At 58.7% G+C, this 14,312-nt stretch carries 17 protein-coding genes; 5 read left to right on the top strand and 12 right to left on the bottom strand.

Going from position 1 to position 14,312, the window contains the following annotated elements; genetic code table 11:
* Together ACIREA_RS12940 and ACIREA_RS12935 are read right to left on the bottom strand one after the other, a co-directional pair.
* A partial coding sequence (locus tag ACIREA_RS12940) for an adenylosuccinate synthetase (RefSeq protein ID WP_397382692.1) occupies positions 1-655 on the bottom strand: 655 nt, incomplete at its 3' end.
* Between the two features lie 141 nt (positions 656-796).
* On the bottom strand, positions 797-1,294 hold the full coding sequence (locus ACIREA_RS12935) for an FHA domain-containing protein (RefSeq protein WP_397382691.1): 498 nt from the start codon (positions 1,292-1,294) through the stop codon (positions 797-799).
* A gap of 120 nt (positions 1,295-1,414) precedes the next feature.
* Here ACIREA_RS12935 and ACIREA_RS12930 point away from each other — a divergent pair, with 120 nt between their 5' ends.
* Genes ACIREA_RS12930 through ACIREA_RS12920 form a run of 3 tightly spaced genes read left to right on the top strand, consistent with a single transcriptional unit; the run spans position 1,415 to position 3,607 of the window.
* Positions 1,415-1,861: a hypothetical protein gene (locus ACIREA_RS12930; RefSeq protein WP_397382690.1), complete on the top strand. Its 447-nt coding sequence runs from the start codon at positions 1,415-1,417 to the stop codon at positions 1,859-1,861.
* Between the two features lie 58 nt (positions 1,862-1,919).
* Positions 1,920-3,134 (top strand): acyltransferase family protein, encoded by a 1,215-nt coding sequence (locus tag ACIREA_RS12925; RefSeq protein ID WP_397382689.1) that lies wholly within the window; start codon positions 1,920-1,922, stop codon positions 3,132-3,134.
* Positions 3,131-3,607 (top strand): hypothetical protein, encoded by a 477-nt coding sequence (locus ACIREA_RS12920; RefSeq protein WP_397382688.1) that lies wholly within the window; start codon positions 3,131-3,133, stop codon positions 3,605-3,607. The genes ACIREA_RS12925 and ACIREA_RS12920 overlap by 4 nt, the downstream gene beginning before the upstream one ends.
* Here the strand turns inward: ACIREA_RS12920 and ACIREA_RS12915 are convergent.
* Complete coding sequence (locus ACIREA_RS12915) at positions 3,546-4,817, bottom strand: protoporphyrinogen/coproporphyrinogen oxidase (protein ID WP_397382687.1); 1,272 nt, start codon at positions 4,815-4,817, stop codon at positions 3,546-3,548. The two genes, ACIREA_RS12920 and ACIREA_RS12915, sit on opposite strands and share 62 nt — an antisense overlap.
* A 79-nt stretch (positions 4,818-4,896) precedes the next feature.
* Here ACIREA_RS12915 and rfbD point away from each other — a divergent pair, with 79 nt between their 5' ends.
* Both rfbD and ACIREA_RS12905 read left to right on the top strand, forming a co-directional pair.
* On the top strand, positions 4,897-5,781 hold the full coding sequence (rfbD, locus tag ACIREA_RS12910) for a dTDP-4-dehydrorhamnose reductase (protein ID WP_397382686.1): 885 nt from the start codon (positions 4,897-4,899) through the stop codon (positions 5,779-5,781).
* Entirely contained in the window at positions 5,778-6,518 is a 741-nt protein-coding gene (locus tag ACIREA_RS12905; protein ID WP_397382685.1) for an RluA family pseudouridine synthase, read from the top strand. Before rfbD ends, ACIREA_RS12905 begins: the two co-directional genes overlap by 4 nt.
* Here ACIREA_RS12905 and cimA read toward each other — a convergent pair.
* From cimA to dapF, 9 genes are all read right to left on the bottom strand, one after another.
* Positions 6,515-8,077 (bottom strand): citramalate synthase, encoded by a 1,563-nt coding sequence (cimA, locus tag ACIREA_RS12900; RefSeq protein WP_397382684.1) that lies wholly within the window; start codon positions 8,075-8,077, stop codon positions 6,515-6,517. The two genes, ACIREA_RS12905 and cimA, sit on opposite strands and share 4 nt — an antisense overlap.
* Positions 8,078-8,385: 308 nt before the next feature.
* Entirely contained in the window at positions 8,386-8,904 is a 519-nt protein-coding gene (locus ACIREA_RS12895) for a hypothetical protein (protein WP_397382683.1), read from the bottom strand.
* A 45-nt stretch (positions 8,905-8,949) separates the two neighbouring features.
* On the bottom strand, positions 8,950-9,594 hold the full coding sequence (locus ACIREA_RS12890; protein WP_397382682.1) for a sigma-70 family RNA polymerase sigma factor: 645 nt from the start codon (positions 9,592-9,594) through the stop codon (positions 8,950-8,952).
* 64 nt (positions 9,595-9,658) lie between these two features.
* Positions 9,659-10,261 (bottom strand): hypothetical protein, encoded by a 603-nt coding sequence (locus tag ACIREA_RS12885; RefSeq protein WP_397382681.1) that lies wholly within the window; start codon positions 10,259-10,261, stop codon positions 9,659-9,661.
* 44 nt (positions 10,262-10,305) lie between these two features.
* Positions 10,306-11,493: a gephyrin-like molybdotransferase Glp gene (glp, locus tag ACIREA_RS12880; protein ID WP_397382680.1), complete on the bottom strand. Its 1,188-nt coding sequence runs from the start codon at positions 11,491-11,493 to the stop codon at positions 10,306-10,308.
* Complete coding sequence (locus ACIREA_RS12875; protein ID WP_397382679.1) at positions 11,490-12,083, bottom strand: hypothetical protein; 594 nt, start codon at positions 12,081-12,083, stop codon at positions 11,490-11,492. The genes glp and ACIREA_RS12875 overlap by 4 nt, the downstream gene beginning before the upstream one ends.
* Before the next feature lie 65 nt (positions 12,084-12,148).
* Positions 12,149-12,511: a hypothetical protein gene (locus ACIREA_RS12870; RefSeq protein ID WP_397382678.1), complete on the bottom strand. Its 363-nt coding sequence runs from the start codon at positions 12,509-12,511 to the stop codon at positions 12,149-12,151.
* A gap of 62 nt (positions 12,512-12,573) precedes the next feature.
* Entirely contained in the window at positions 12,574-13,452 is an 879-nt protein-coding gene (dapA, locus tag ACIREA_RS12865) for a 4-hydroxy-tetrahydrodipicolinate synthase (protein ID WP_397382677.1), read from the bottom strand.
* Between the two features lie 27 nt (positions 13,453-13,479).
* The gene (gene dapF / locus ACIREA_RS12860; RefSeq protein WP_397382676.1) at positions 13,480-14,292 is read right to left on the bottom strand and encodes a diaminopimelate epimerase; all 813 of its coding nucleotides are present in this window, start codon (positions 14,290-14,292) and stop codon (positions 13,480-13,482) included.
* Between the last annotated feature and the right edge of the window lie 20 nt (positions 14,293-14,312).

The raw sequence follows: 14,312 nt of genomic DNA, 5'->3' as shown, positions 1-14,312 counted from the left end.
GCAGGCTTTTGCCGGCCTTGATCGCCTCGTGCAGATACACCGTGGTATTGGTGATGTGAGGTGCCAGCGTTTTGGCGGCTTCGAGCATCTCCTTGACGGTTTCTTCCACGGGGACGAGTTCGACGCCGAGATCCGCGAAGGTGGCATTGTGACGGGCGAGGCGGTCGCGGAGTTCCTCTTCGAAGATTTCCGGCTGCGTCATCAAGATGGTGCGCAGGCCGTCGCGCTCGACTTTGTCGGCGTAGGCCGGGCCAATGCCGCGACCCGTGGTGCCGATTTTTTTGTCGCCACGCTTGGCTTCGCGCACCTTGTCCAGGCCGCGATGGTAGGGCATGACGAGGTGGGCGGTTTCACTGATGAGGAGGTTTTCCGGGGTGATGGTGACACCCTGGCCGCGAAGTTTGGCCATTTCTGCGAGCAGACCGGTGGGGTCCATGACGACGCCGTTGCCGATGACGCAAATTTTATCTTTCCAGAGAATGCCGGAAGGGATCAGGTGCAGGATGTACTTGGTGCCGTTGCTGATGACGGTGTGGCCGGCGTTGTTGCCACCGGCGGCACGGACGACGACGTCAGTGTTTTCAGTGAGGTAATCAACGATTTTACCTTTTCCTTCGTCGCCCCACTGGGCACCGACAATGATTGTATTAGACATGGATTCTTTTCTTGGGATGGCGGCATGGGGATGCCACAAAGGGTTGTTTTAATGACGCGCAGACCGTACCATGGCAGTCGGAAGGACCGCTGGAGTGCTCCGTACGGGAGCCAGGTTCGCGAGCGCGTGCTATTGACGGTCTCAGACTCCCATTTGATTGGCAAAATAAATGGCGGCACCGCAGGCCAGAATGCCTGCCACCCCGAGCAGTGTGAGCAAAGCCCCGCCAGGATTTTTTTGCTTCACCTTCGGGCCAAAGCCCGTGCGCAGACGGCCATTGTAAGGGAGAATGCCATAGCCACTGGATGGAGTGGACATCGTGGTGGTCTGGGCGGAATAGGCTTCTTCTTCGCCATCGCCAAGGAAAACGCAGTTCACGTTGCCGAGCTGAAACGCAGCGCCAGAGGTGAGATTGACGTTATCGACACGGGATCCGCCGATTTTGGTGCCGTTGGTGGAACCGAGGTCGGTGAACGTCCAGCTGCTGCCGTCGAAGGCGAACTCACCATGGTGACTGGACACAGAATCGTCAGCGATGATGAGCTGGTTGTCATCAGCACGCCCCACGGACATGCGTTCGGCGTCGAGTTCGAGGGCGCCAGAGGCACCGTCAGGAGTGGTGAATTGAATACGTGGCATAACAGTGCAGTTCTAGCAGGCCGGGGCAGGGGAGGCAAGAGGGATTCACGGCAGGTCGCTGCGAGCTTGCGCGGGCGGGCGTTCTTGCTAGGAAGGCTGGCAACCATCCCCGCCACCCTCGTGACCCAAATTTTTGAAATCCTCGGTAAATTCGACACTGAAAGCGACTGCCACAAGCTGCTGTACGCTCCACATCCGCTGCCGCTGAAATACCGTGAGGGGCGGGTGTACAAGATCGAATTCGAAGGAGATGAGGCGGCGCTGAAGGCTTTTGTGGACAAGGTTTTGATCGATTCCATCAGCCAGGAGGCCCGCATCGGCGGCCAGCCTGCATTTGAAAAAGCCGCCTTTGTGCTGGAATACGGAATGAAAGGTGCGGCGCTGGATCTGGAAAAAGAAATGATCCTCAATTATTACCGCAGCACCGAGAATCCGGGTTTTGAGATCAAAAAGCTCACCCTGCGGACCCGCATCTATGTCTTTGGAGAAGGTGCGGAACCGGCTCAGTTCGTGCGTGATATTGTCAATCCTGCCATCCACACGCACGAGGTTCTCAAGGCTGCCTGAGCACAACCTTCACGGCTTTCGATAGCAGGCCTGCACGAGTGGCGTTTGTGGTTGCTCCATGAACCCGACCACTTCCAACCAACGTCTTCTGTCCCTCGATGCTTTTCGAGGGTTCATCATGCTGCTGATGGCCTCTGCGGGCTTTGGCATATCGCAGATGGCGGCGGCGCATCCAGGCTCCGTCTGGGAGTTCATCAAACCGCAGTTCGCGCATCAGGACTGGCAGGGCTGCTCCTTGTGGGATCTGATCCAGCCGAGTTTCATGTTCATGGTGGGCATGGCGGTGCCGTTTTCGTACGCGAAGAGGCGTGAGCACGGGCAGTCGTTTTTTGGCATGGCCTGGCATGCGCTCTCACGCTCCTTCCTGCTGGTGGCGCTGGGGGTGATGCTGGCCACGCGTTCCGGAGACAAGCACACGGTGTTTCTGTTTACCAATGTGCTGGCCCAGATCGGCCTCGGCTATTTCGTGCTCTTTCTCCTGTCTCGCATGGGCTGGGAATACATCATGTCCGGCATCATTCTGATTCTGGCGGGGTACACCTGGTTCTTCATCAACCATCCACTGCCGACGCCGCAGGAACTCGCCGCCATCGCGGTTATGAAGGACTCGGCGCATGGGATCCTGCCAGGTTTTGCCGGACATTGGAACATCCACACCAATGCCGCTGCGGCCTTTGACCGCTGGTGGCTCAATCTCCTGCCGCAGGCGCATCCATACCAGTATACGAATGGAGGCTATCAAACGCTCAACTGCGTCCCTGCGCTTGCCACGATGCTCGGTGGTGCGCTCACGGGCGGCTTCCTGATGAACAGCCGGAAAACGGACAAGGGCAGGTGCGTCACACTGCTGGTCACTGGCATCCTGCTGGTGGTGGCAGGCACGGCGCTGGATCTCAAGATCCTGCCTGTGGTGGGTGAGCAGCTCGATCAGTACACGCTGCTGCCAGTGGTGAAGCGCATCTGGACGCCCTCCTGGGCTGTGCTGAGCGGCGGCTGGGTGCTCATCCTGCTTTCGATTTTTTACTGGCTGGTGGAGATCCTCGGCATGCGGCGGCTGGTTTTCCCGCTGGTAGTCGTGGGCATGAACAGCATCGTGATTTACCTGCTGCACAGCCTTTGTGCTGGGTGGATCACCGAGAATCTGCACAAGCACCTGCCGGAGACGGCTTTCCCGGCGTACTGGACACCGGTCATCGAGCGTTGCGGAGTGCTTTTTGTGCTTTGGCTGATCTGCTGGTGGCTGTATAAACAGAAGGCTTTTATCAAACTGTGATCCCCCGATTTTTCCTCCTCCTCGCCATCTTCAACTGTCTCGTCGCCTGCCAGAACAAGCAGGCCGCCAGCACACCTGAATCAAACTCAGAGGAGGAGGATCGTTATCACAAAGTCGGGCTCGTCACACTGCCAGACCTGCAGCATGCCAGTGCCTGGGAGAAACTCATTCACATGGACATGGGAGTGCCCGCGAGCAAGATCGATGTGCAGGCTGGGCCGGGCTTCACCACCGTGACCATTCGGGACCTCAAGAACCGGGCAGATATCGAGGGCGTTGCGCAGGAATTGCGTGCGATTGCAGAGAAGAAGCCCGAGAAGTTTGGCGTGACGAAGGTGGAGGTGAGGCTCAACAGCGCCCCTGCCACGATCAACCCGTTTACGCTGCCCACGGAGTCCGCTCCGGCCACGCCTAATCCGAGCTCGGTTCTCCCAACGCTTTCATTACCGCCGTTCCGCATCGACGGCCGCTGAGAAGTGCGCCGTTGATGGAGACCTGCTCACACCAGTCGCCGCAGCGGTAGAGACCGGGCTGGATCACACTGGCAAGCGGGCGATCACCGAGCCGCAACTGCCTGCTCTCAGGCTGAGCATGTCGAATCTGGTAGGTGCGCAGGTGCCGCCATTTGGAGACGACGGCCTCTCCGAACCAGCTTCTCATTTGCTCGCGTACGACCTGCTCCAATTCAGTGCTGGATGGAGCTCCAATGATGGAAGCGGAGATGAGATGCTGTCCTGGTGGCGCATAGTGCGGTGAGACGCGTGAGAGCGCGAGGATGCTGTTGACCGGACCGCGGCCATCCCCATCCAGATGCAGGATGGCATCGCCCGGCGGCAGATCATCCGTGGCAAAATACATGCAGGTGGTGGAGCGGCTGGGAAGGAGAGTGGTGTTTTCCGCAGGAGGTAACAGCCGATGAGCGACTTCTTCACTGACCGCCACGATGACGTGGTCTGCATGCAGCACTTCTCCGGTGTCCAGAGTGACCTCACCGGCGCGCACGGCAGACACCGGAGAATTCAGCCGCAGGCTTCCCGGTGGAAGTGCCAAAGCGATCTGATCAGGGATCGCCTGCATGCCACGTGCTGGCACCGCGCTGCCCGCCCGGTCAAACATGGCAAATAAAAACAGCATCATGCGTGCGCTGGTGCGCAAATCCTTTTCCAGAAAGACCCCGCCAAAAAACGGGCGGAAGAAGCGGTCGATCATGTTTTCAGAGAAGCCGAAGTCGCGAAGGTAGTCCTCCGTTTCCATTTCTGGGAGCTCGGCAGGAGGTTCGCGCAGGCCGAAAACTTCCTTGCGCAGCAGCAGCGTGGTCCATTTGTCACGCAGGCTTACGATGGATTCGTTGAAGTTTTTCAGTGCGTCCAGCGGATGGGCCAGAGGGTCCGCCAGGCGGTGGAAACGATTCTTGACGAAGACATCCGCACCACGGTAGATCGGTCGCAGGTCGAGAGCCTCATAGTCCAGCACTCGTTTGGCCTCAGGATAGGCCGGCAGGAAAATCTGGAAGCCGCGATCGAGCTGGAAGCCATCGACCACATCCGTGCGCACCCGGCCGCCAACGGCGTTGGAGGCCTCCAAAAGGGTGAAGGGACGACCTGCCGCCGCCAGCACACGGGCACAGGCCAGCCCCGCAAGGCCGGCGCCGATAATTACAATTTTGGGCTGTGCTTCACTCATTCATCCTTAATCAGTCCTGCACTCACCTTGGACATACCTTTTGGCTTTGCAAGCACGGGAGGCATGGCAAGCATGGGGCATGCCAGCCCCCCGCATCCTCATTCTCGGCGCCACCGGTGGCTTGGGCCGTGCCTTGCACCGCCACTTTGCCGCCAGTTTTGAAACCCTGTCATGGGGTCGTGCAGATCTGAATTTTGAGCGGCCAGACACCATCTCTGCCGCGCTGGCATCACAGAAATTCGATGTGCTGCTCAATGCCGCAGGCATGACCAGCCCGGATGTTTGTGAGGTGGAGCCGGAGCGCGCATTCCTGGCCAATTCTTTGGCGCCCCAGATTCTTGCTGAATGCTGTGAGCTGCGTGGAGCACGCATGATCCATTTCAGCACTGATTACGTGTTCAGCGGGAAGGAGCGAGACCTGTGGTTTGAAGCAGATGAGACGGTTCCGGCAAACATATACGGCCGCACCAAGCTTGCCGGAGAGCAGGCGGTGCTGAAGGCATCTCCTGGCGCTCTAGTGGCACGTGTTTCTTGGTTGTTTGGTCCCGACAAGCCAAGTCATCCTGACAATATCATTCAGCGTGCGCTGCAGACTGACGACCTGAGTGCGGTGGCAGATAAAATTTCGGTGCCGACGAGCAATGCTGACATCTGCGGCTGGATCGAACAATTGATAGTCCGGCATCCGACAACCAGTGGCGTGCTGCATCTGTGCAACAGTGGAGTCGCATCCTGGCATTCCTGGGCTGAGGCCGCGCTCACCATTGCCGCCCGGCTGGAGGTGCCGGTCAAAACCACAACCGTGAAGCCCATCGAACTGGCCAGCCTCACGCAGCTCAAGGCGCCACGACCGCTGATGACCGTGATGAGCAATGCGAAATTGCAAAGCCTGCTGGGCGGTGAGATTCGCAACTGGTACGATGCGCTGGAAGAGTATTTGGTGCAGAAGTATCAGCCCCAATGACTCCCGCCTCCGCCATGACCCGCTGCGACATACTTCATGAGGATCGTTTCCTCATTGTGGTGAACAAGCCACATGGCGTGCTCTCGCACCCGAATCCGAAGGCGGGGAAACCGCAGATGGCCGCGTTTGAGGGCAGCTATGATCATGACCGGCGCTGTTTCAAAACGGCGGCAGGAATCGTGTGGCTGATGCATCGTCTCGATCAGGACACTTCGGGTGTCTTGCTGGGGGCCAAGGATGAAAAAACAGCAGCCGCATGTCGTGCGGCGTTTGAAGCTGAGCTGGTGCGAAAAAAATATCTCGCCTTATGCAGTGGCAGTGCTGCCAAGCCTGAGGGTGTGTGGCTGGATCATCTCATCACAGCGCATGCCAAACATCAGGTTCGCACGACGGTGCGCCATGGAGCACGCCCGAATGCGGAGGCAAAATACCGGGTGCTTGAGGCGAATACGCTCAATCGCGTGGTCCTGCTCGAAGTCGAGCTGATCACCGGCAAGACGCATCAGATTCGCGTGCAGGCGGCTTCAAGGCAGCTTCCGCTGGTGGGGGATGATGTGTACGGCTCTTTTGATCTGAACCGCAAACTGCGCAAAACCATTCTGGCCAAACGGCTGTTCCTGCATGCGCATGAACTGGGCCTGAAGCATCCCGCATCGGGTCAGCAGCTCACTGTCAAAGCGCCGCTGCCGCCAGATCTGCTGGCGGTTCTGGAGGCAGCGGGAATGAAGGCGGTTTAGGAGCGCTTGAGCAGGAAGTATTCGATGCCATCGACGAGCGCTTTCCAGCTTGCGTCGATGATGTTGCAGCTCACTCCGACGGTGCCCCAGGTGGCGTTGCCATCCGTACTGGTGATGAGCACACGTGTCTTCGCCGCCGTGCCTGTGCCGCCGTCGATGATGCGTACCTTGTAGTCTGCCAGACGCATGTCCTTGAGCGCCGGGAAGAAGGGCAGGAGGGCTTTGCGAAGCGCGTTGTCCAGCGCATTCACCGGGCCGTCGCCTTCATCCACGGTGTAAACACGGCTGTCACCGACCTCGAGTTTGATGGTAGCTTCACAAGTTTCAAAACCATGCTCACCGCCATGATGACGGTGTGTGGAGTGATACTCGATAAGGTTAAACACTGGCTGATGCTGGCCGAGCTGCTTGCGGATGAGCATCTCGAAGGAGGCTTCGGCAGCTTCGAATTCATAGCCTTCGCTTTCGAGGCGCTTCACCTCGGTGAGAATGGTCTGCACTCGGGGGTCGCCCTTGGCGAATTTGAAGCCCATGCCTTCGGCTTTCACTAGTACGTTGGACTGGCCGGACATGTCTGAGATGGTGATGACGCGCTGATTGCCGACGAGCGTGGGGTCCACGTGTTCGTAGGTGCGGGCCAGCTTTTGCACGGCATGCACATGCAGGCCGCCTTTGTGCGTGAACGCAGCCACGCCTACATATGGGGCTCGGATGTCATGCGGCACGTTGGCGAGTTCATCCACGAAGTTGGCGAGTTCGCGCAAACGGGTGAGGTCGATGCCAAGCGGGATGCCCATCTTGATTTGCAGATTGGGCATGATGGTGGTGAGGTTGCAGTTCCCCACGCGCTCACCGTAGCCATTGATGGTGCCCTGCACCTGGCAGGCGCCGGCGCGCACGGCTGCGAGGGCGTTGGCCACGCCGACACCGCCGTCGTTGTGCGTGTGGATGCCCACGGGCCGTCCCAGATGAGCGATGACTTTGCGTGTCGTGTCTTCGACGAACTCAGGCAGCGCGCCGCCATTGGTTTCGCAGAGCACGATGAGATCTGCTCCGGCATCCTGGGCGGCCTTGATGGTTTTTAACGAGTATTCAGGATCCTCTTTGAAGCTGTCGAAGAAATGCTCCGCATCATAGAGCACTTCGCGGCCATGCTTTTTCAAGTAGGCCACCGTGTCGGAGATCATGGAGAGGTTCTCTTCCAGGCTGACCTGGAAGACTTCGGTGACGTGCAGCGCCCAAGTCTTGCCGACGATTGTCACGGCAGGTGTTTTGGCATCGAGCAGCATCTTGACCTGTGGATCGTCTTCGACCTTCATTTTGCCACGGCGGGTCATGCCGAAGGCGGTGATCTTCGCGGTCTTCCAGTGGCGCTTGGAGGCCTCTTCGAAAAAGGCGGCGTCTTTGGGGTTGGAGCCGGGCCAGCCGCCTTCGATGTAGTGCACGCCGAATTCGTCGAGCTTTTCCGCGACGCGGATTTTATCGAGGGTGCTGAAGGAGATGCCGGTGCCCTGCGTGCCGTCACGCAAGGTGGTGTCATAGATGGTAACTGGAGACATGTGGGGAGGGGAAATGAAGAGATGGAAGGTGGGTGCAACGAGAAAACAGGACGGGATGGCGGTTGCCATGAGGTCCGGGACGCCGAATGCCGGGGGCGCTTTTAGCGCAGGCATGCATGACAACGGACTCCTCCGGCGGCGTCAGGCGCGGATGAGTCCGAAACTAATTCGGGTGGTTAGGCGAATGTCAGGGCGGTTTCCCATGAGCAGCGCGAGGTTTACGCCGGGGTAGCCCTGCTGGCAAAGGGAAGTTTTCACCTGCCAGGGGGCTGTTGCCCACCTGGGGCCTGCATGTGCGGGAGCGGGGCTTATTTGCCCAGCATACCCTCGAGACCCGACTGGATGGCGGGCTTGGCATTGCGCAGTGAGGGCTGCTCCCAGCCATTCGCAGGCAATACATTGCCTTCGAGAGCGGGGCGGATCTCAAGATGTCTGCGGATCAGCATGTCGGCCATGGTGGCATCGTCATGCTCAGCCATGCGTGCAAGGGGAAGGTCGCTGAGGTCCAGTTTGGGAATGAAGGGCTTCTCAGGAACGACGGGGGCAGCCGTGACTTCCAAACCGGGCTTTTCAGAAGGATGCGAAAGCAGCCAGAGGCTCATGGCACAAACGGAAACGGCGGCAGCCACCATGCCCCACTTGGGCACCAGAAGATTGCTCCACCAGGTGGTGGCACGCTCCCAGAACAATTCCAAGGACGACTGCTGCAGCATTTCAGCCCGCTGTCTCTGATGAAACTGCTGGAGAAACTTTTCGGTGAACCCTTCCTCAGGTTGTTCGAACCGCTTCAATCGAATCAACCGCTGGATGTCTTCAAACTCACTCATGGCGTGCTGTGGATTGTTGTTTCTTCAATGGTGCTGGTGGCGTATTTATTTCACGAAATCTTCAAGATAAGTCTGGAGCAGGCGATGTGCGTAAAACAATCGTGATCTGACGGTCCCTTCCGAGACTCCAAGTATCTTGCTGATTTCGGCATGCTGGAGACCTTGGACATCGTACAAAGTCACCACCGTACGATGGTCTTCGGACAGCTTCATCATGGCTGCGTTCAACCTTTTTTGCAGTTCGTGGATGTTTACTTCGCGCAGCGTGCCCGAGTTGGCCGTGGTGACGCGAATGAATTCGGGATCGTTCTCGATGCCCGTATCTACATCGTCAAGACTGACTTTGTGATGCCTCCCTCGCTTCTTAAGAAAGTTCAAAGTCATGTTCACCGCGATGGAATAGATCCATGTGTAAAATGAAGACTTGCCCATGAAACGCTTGATGGAGCGGTAGGCTTTGGCAAACACATCCTGCAGCAAGTCAGCAGTGTCCTCGCGGTTCGAGGTCATGTTATAAACCAAACCATAGAGCTTGGGTGTGTATTTGCGCACGAGGTCATCAAAGGCACGCGTGTCACCCGCTTGGGCTTTATCCACCAGGATGCGATCCTCCGCAGAGCTGCTGCCGGGAGCGGGCTGGTTCAGCGAAGCGATGGGGGTCGCTGCGGCGCTGAGTGATGATTCTTCCATTAAAGTAAGAGAAACACTCGTTGACTCAAGAGACAAGCATTTCTTACGGACGCACAAATATCAATTATTTTTGAACGCTCCAGAGATGGTCCACACAAATTTGTGACCACGTTTCAAGCTGGTCGCGCATGGCGTGCAGTTCCGCCAGAGTATGAAAGCGCAGGTCCTGGATGGCGTCTTCATTGGACTGAACATCGTCGCTGCTGAGGTCAAAGAAATGCACCACTCCGAGGTGTACGCTGCCGACTTCCGTCGCGTCGTCATTGATCAGGCCGATGACTTTCTGCGTGTGTGTGCCGCCGATCACCAGCTCTTCGGCCATCTCACGTTCGACGCCGTTGTAGTACATCGTTTCGCCAAGGCCATCCTGCGCTGCATCCACCGGATTGATATGTCCGCCGATGCCGATGGAGCGCTTGGCCACGAGGCGCTTTTCTCCCGAGCTGCCGCCGCGGGTGTAGCTCAGATAGCGGCCTTCGTGATGAAAGATGGCATATGGGATGAGCTGCTTATGGGAGGGGTCTTTTTCAGCCGCAGGGCGTTCCATGAAGTGATTGGCTCCCGGGGCCAGCATCGCGTGCAAGTAGCGCGTGGCATCGGCTTGGAAGCCTTGAAAACTGCCGAGTTGATCGAAGAGCTGACGGGTGATGACGAGAACGTGTTCCATGTGAAGACCGGCAGAATGGATGGCGGTGCGGGGTGCGCAACCAATCAATCCAGCAACCACACATCGGCGGCATCTCCGGCCTGCAGATTTTGTCCGGCCTCCAGTCGCAGCAATGCATTCGAGCGGCTCAGGGACAGCAGTGCATGGCTCTGCTGCAGGCCGAAGGGCATGAACTGACCCTGGGTGAGTGTGCCGCGCAGATAGTGTGGGCGGTCGCCAGGATTCGAGAGCGCGGTGCCAGTGGTGGCGGGGATCAGTCGTGGCTTGAGATGGGAATCCGATGCGCCCATCATTTTCAGCAAAGCCGGCCGCACAAACAGCAGGTAGGTCACGAAGGAAGACACCGGATTTCCCGGCAGACCGAAGACATAGGTTTTTGCGTCTTGGGCAAAGAGAAACGGCTTGCCGGGCTTCACCTTCACGCGCCAGAGGCCGGGCTCGATGCCGAGCGTTTTCAGCGCGGGCTTGATCTGATCATGATCGCCGACGGAAACACCACCGCTGATCAACACGACATCATGGGCCTGCATCAGCTCACGCAGTGTCTCGGTGGTGCTGTGCAGATCATCGCGGCAGTGGGCCTGAGTGCTGGTGCAAATGCCCAGCTGCGCCAGCATGCCGCGCAGCATGAGGCCGTTCGTGTTGTAAATCTGCCCGGCCAGCAGCGGGCCGGAGCCGGGTGTCACCAGTTCATCTCCGGTGCTCAGCACCGCCACACGCGGCAGCGCATGCACGGAGATTTGATCAAGTCCCTGAGAGGCCAGCAAGGCCATGCGTCCGGGGGTGATCTGCTCTCCAGCGCGTAGCACGAACTGGCCCTGGCACAGGTCTGCTCCAGCGCGCCGGATGTTTTCTCCAGCGGTGACGGGATCGGTGCAGACGATGGCATCTCCATCCCGCCGCACATCTTCCTGCATGATCACGGCATCGGCTCCAGCGGGAACTGGTGCGCCGGTGAAAATGCGAATGGCGCAGCCGGTTTGGAGACTTAACGCGGTATCCAGTCCGGCGGCTTGTTCGCCCATGACCCGCAGCGGCTGAGTGCTCGTGCTTTCGGCGGCGATAATGGCGTAGCCATCCATCGCAGATTGATCGAAGGCCGGAATCGGCACCGTAGCCAACGCATCCTGCGCTGCATAACGATCCAGCGCATCCAGCAAAGCTGTGGGTTCGGCTTGCAACGGCGTCACTGCCGCCAGCACGCGGGCGAGTGCCTCGCTTTCGGAGATCATCGGATCACAGGTGGCAGTTTGCTCAGATCCACCGCAGGCTCTTCTTTTTTGACCGGGGCAGGGGCTGCAGGTGCCTGCTGCAGTGGCGGCGGCGGAGCCGGAGATGGAACGAATGAGGGTTGCACCGGTGCTATCGGCTGAAATGGAGCATCCAGAGGCGGGATCACATCAGCCCTCATTACCGTAGCCAAAGGCACGATGGCACCCGATGCGGTGGTCGTGGTGGGCGGGGGCGGTGCATCGCGCTTGACCTGATAGACCACCAGATCGCGCAGCTGCGGTGTGCCCTGCGTGATGTCCGCCGTGATGTAGTTGCCCTTGCGTTCCGGTGTCACCTTGAGCTTCGCATCCGTGCCGTTGATGCCCTGGGAGATGATCTCGGTCCCCGCCGGGATGTCCACCCGATGCTCGCAATTGATGAGCACGTAGTTCTGCTCCGGGTTCACCAGTTCGATCACGCCAATCACCTTGGCCTCGCCGACCCGCTTGTCCTCAGGCGATTTCTTCGAGGACGCGAACTTGTTGGCAAGGTAGCTGCAACTGGACAGCCCCAGCAGCAAAAGAAGGCATAGGTGGCGCAGAAACTTCATGCCCTATTGATGCCGCATCGGCGGCTGGCTGTCCAGCGGCTACCCAAACATGCCCCGTTTCGGTGTCAGTCTGGAAGCGGAACTTTCGTGTCACCCATGGCAGCGAAGAACGCGATGATGCCCCAGCAAATTTTCTGCCCTGGAGCCAAGCGGGGCTTGCTGTCGTAACCGGTCACTTTTTTCGCCTCGCCAATGAGGACGCCGTGCTCCCAACCGCGCATAGGTTGATTGGGAACAAAGACGCGTTTGCCATCTCGTTTATCCGTAAACCAAGTTCCATCACGGACCGTTCGCGGTTGGTTGACGCCATAGCCAGTCGGGACATAGATCGGCGGATTGCTGGCGACTTGATGCCATATCTTGAGGCCGTTCCAATCAGCATCAGGCTTCGAACGAATGGCGCACGAAGTGGCAAGCAGCGAGAACAACACAAAACACGACCCCCGCATGAAGAATGCCGGAGGGTATGCTGCGTTCATGGCGCTGGTGATTAGATGATGCCCAGCTTCTTCATCGTGGCGCTTAGCTCCGCGACCTTCTCGGGCTCCATGCCGGTCATCGGCAAGCGCAGCTCGTCGGTGCAGTAGCCGGCCAGCGCCATCGCCGTTTTGATCGGGATTGGGTTGGTGGACAGTTTCAGGAAGGCGGCAAAGAGCGGGTAGTACTTCGTGTGGATCTTCAGAGCGGAGACGTAGTCGCCCTTCAGGGCCAGCTGCACCATCTCGCTGATCTGCTTTGGAATGATGTTCCCCGCCACGCTGACAATGCCCACGCCGCCTACGGACATGAAGGGCAGGGTGAGGCCGTCGTCGCCGGACATGATCTCAAAGTCCGCCGGAAGGATCTGCTTCATCTGGCTGACGCGCTCAGGATTTCCGCCAGCTTCCTTGATGGAGCGGATGTTGGGGCAGTTTTCCGCGAGGCGGACGAGGACATCCAGACCGATCTCAATGCCGCAGCGTCCTGGGATGCTGTAGAGCATGAGCGGGAGCTTCGTGTTGTCGGCAATGGCTTTGAAATGCTGGTACAGGCCTTCCGGGGTGGGCTTGTTATAATAGGGCGCGACTTGCAGGGATGCGGTGGCTCCTGCCGCCTCCGCTTCCTGCGTGAGTTCGATGGCCTCATGGGTGGAGTTTGATCCGGTGCCTGCCATGACGACGCCGCGTCCTTTGGAGAACTCGACGGTCAGCTTCACCACGCGGGAGTGCTCTTCGTGATCCAGCGTGGGGGACTCTCCGGTGGTGCCGCAAGGCACAACGCCAGTCACACCGTTGTCGAACTGGAAGTCGATAATCGATTTGAGAGCGGCTTCATCGACTTGGCCGTTGCGAAAAGGGGTGACGATGGCTGTGTGGGTTCCGGCGAACATGGGGCAATAAGGGAAAGGACGGAAACTTTAGAGTTGAACTGTGCCTTGGAAAACGAAATCTGCGGGTCCAAACAGGGTCACATTGGTGTACTCGCTCTTGTCCACCTCCTCGAATCCCACCTTCAGGGTGTCGCCGCCTTTGACGAGGACGCTGATGGGGCTGGGCTCGCCGGTGAGCTCGTGATAAATCAGGGCGCAGGCGACCATGCCGGTGCCGCAGGCGAGGGTTTCGTCCTCCACACCGCGCTCATAGGTGCGGATGGAGATGCTGCCGGGGGCGAGGACTTTGGCGAAGTTCGCATTGGTGCCCTTGGGCTTGAAGGCTTCATGGTAGCGCAGGGAAGCACCCCACTCGCGCACGGGCACGGCTTCCAGATCATCAACCATCACCACCGCGTGTGGCACGCCTGTGTTCACGCTGTGCACGGTCAGCCCGGCACCGGACACTTCGAGGTGCTGGGACAGCTTGAGGTTGTGCGGGGCGCTCATGTTGATGCGCACGTGACCGCCTTCGAACTCCGCGGAGATGATGCCGGCGAGAGTCTCAAAGCGGATCTTGGTGAGCGTGTCGCCGTGCAGATGATTCACGAATCGGCCAAAGCAGCGCGCGCCATTGCCGCACATTTCGGCCTCGCCGCCGTCGGCGTTGTAGTAGCGCATCTTGAAGTCGCCGTCCGCCGTGGCGGGCTCCACGCAGAGCAGGCCATCGGCCCCGATGCCGCGATGGCGGTCGCAGAGCTTTTCGATCTGCTCTTTGGTCAGCGCGATGGAAAGGTCGCGATTGTCCAGCATGACGAAGTCATTGCCGGCGCCGTTCATTTTGGTGAATGAGAGAGTCATAGGAGGAAAATCAGAGGGCT

Source organism: Prosthecobacter sp. (assembly GCF_044373815.1).
Classification (GTDB): domain Bacteria; phylum Verrucomicrobiota; class Verrucomicrobiia; order Verrucomicrobiales; family Verrucomicrobiaceae; genus Prosthecobacter.
Note: the sequence above shows the minus strand (reverse complement) of the source record. Positions and strands in the feature narration are given on the sequence as shown.

What these genes read in the sequence shown, in the direction of transcription:
- ACIREA_RS12915 (WP_397382687.1), bottom strand. Translation starts at nt 4,817, where the DNA reads ATGAGTGAAGCACAGCCCAAAATTGTAATTATCGGCGCCGGCCTTGCG.
- ACIREA_RS12905 (WP_397382685.1), top strand. Translation starts at nt 5,778, where the DNA reads ATGACTCCCGCCTCCGCCATGACCCGCTGCGACATACTTCATGAGGAT.
- ACIREA_RS12925 (WP_397382689.1), top strand. Translation starts at nt 1,920, where the DNA reads ATGAACCCGACCACTTCCAACCAACGTCTTCTGTCCCTCGATGCTTTT.
- ACIREA_RS12895 (WP_397382683.1), bottom strand. Translation starts at nt 8,904, where the DNA reads ATGAGTGAGTTTGAAGACATCCAGCGGTTGATTCGATTGAAGCGGTTC.
- rfbD (WP_397382686.1), top strand. Translation starts at nt 4,897, where the DNA reads ATGCCAGCCCCCCGCATCCTCATTCTCGGCGCCACCGGTGGCTTGGGC.
- cimA (WP_397382684.1), bottom strand. Translation starts at nt 8,077, where the DNA reads ATGTCTCCAGTTACCATCTATGACACCACCTTGCGTGACGGCACGCAG.
- dapA (WP_397382677.1), bottom strand. Translation starts at nt 13,452, where the DNA reads ATGTTCGCCGGAACCCACACAGCCATCGTCACCCCTTTTCGCAACGGC.
- ACIREA_RS12885 (WP_397382681.1), bottom strand. Translation starts at nt 10,261, where the DNA reads ATGGAACACGTTCTCGTCATCACCCGTCAGCTCTTCGATCAACTCGGC.
- glp (WP_397382680.1), bottom strand. Translation starts at nt 11,493, where the DNA reads ATGATCTCCGAAAGCGAGGCACTCGCCCGCGTGCTGGCGGCAGTGACG.
- dapF (WP_397382676.1), bottom strand. Translation starts at nt 14,292, where the DNA reads ATGACTCTCTCATTCACCAAAATGAACGGCGCCGGCAATGACTTCGTC.
- ACIREA_RS12875 (WP_397382679.1), bottom strand. Translation starts at nt 12,083, where the DNA reads ATGAAGTTTCTGCGCCACCTATGCCTTCTTTTGCTGCTGGGGCTGTCC.
- ACIREA_RS12935 (WP_397382691.1), bottom strand. Translation starts at nt 1,294, where the DNA reads ATGCCACGTATTCAATTCACCACTCCTGACGGTGCCTCTGGCGCCCTC.
- ACIREA_RS12890 (WP_397382682.1), bottom strand. Translation starts at nt 9,594, where the DNA reads ATGGAAGAATCATCACTCAGCGCCGCAGCGACCCCCATCGCTTCGCTG.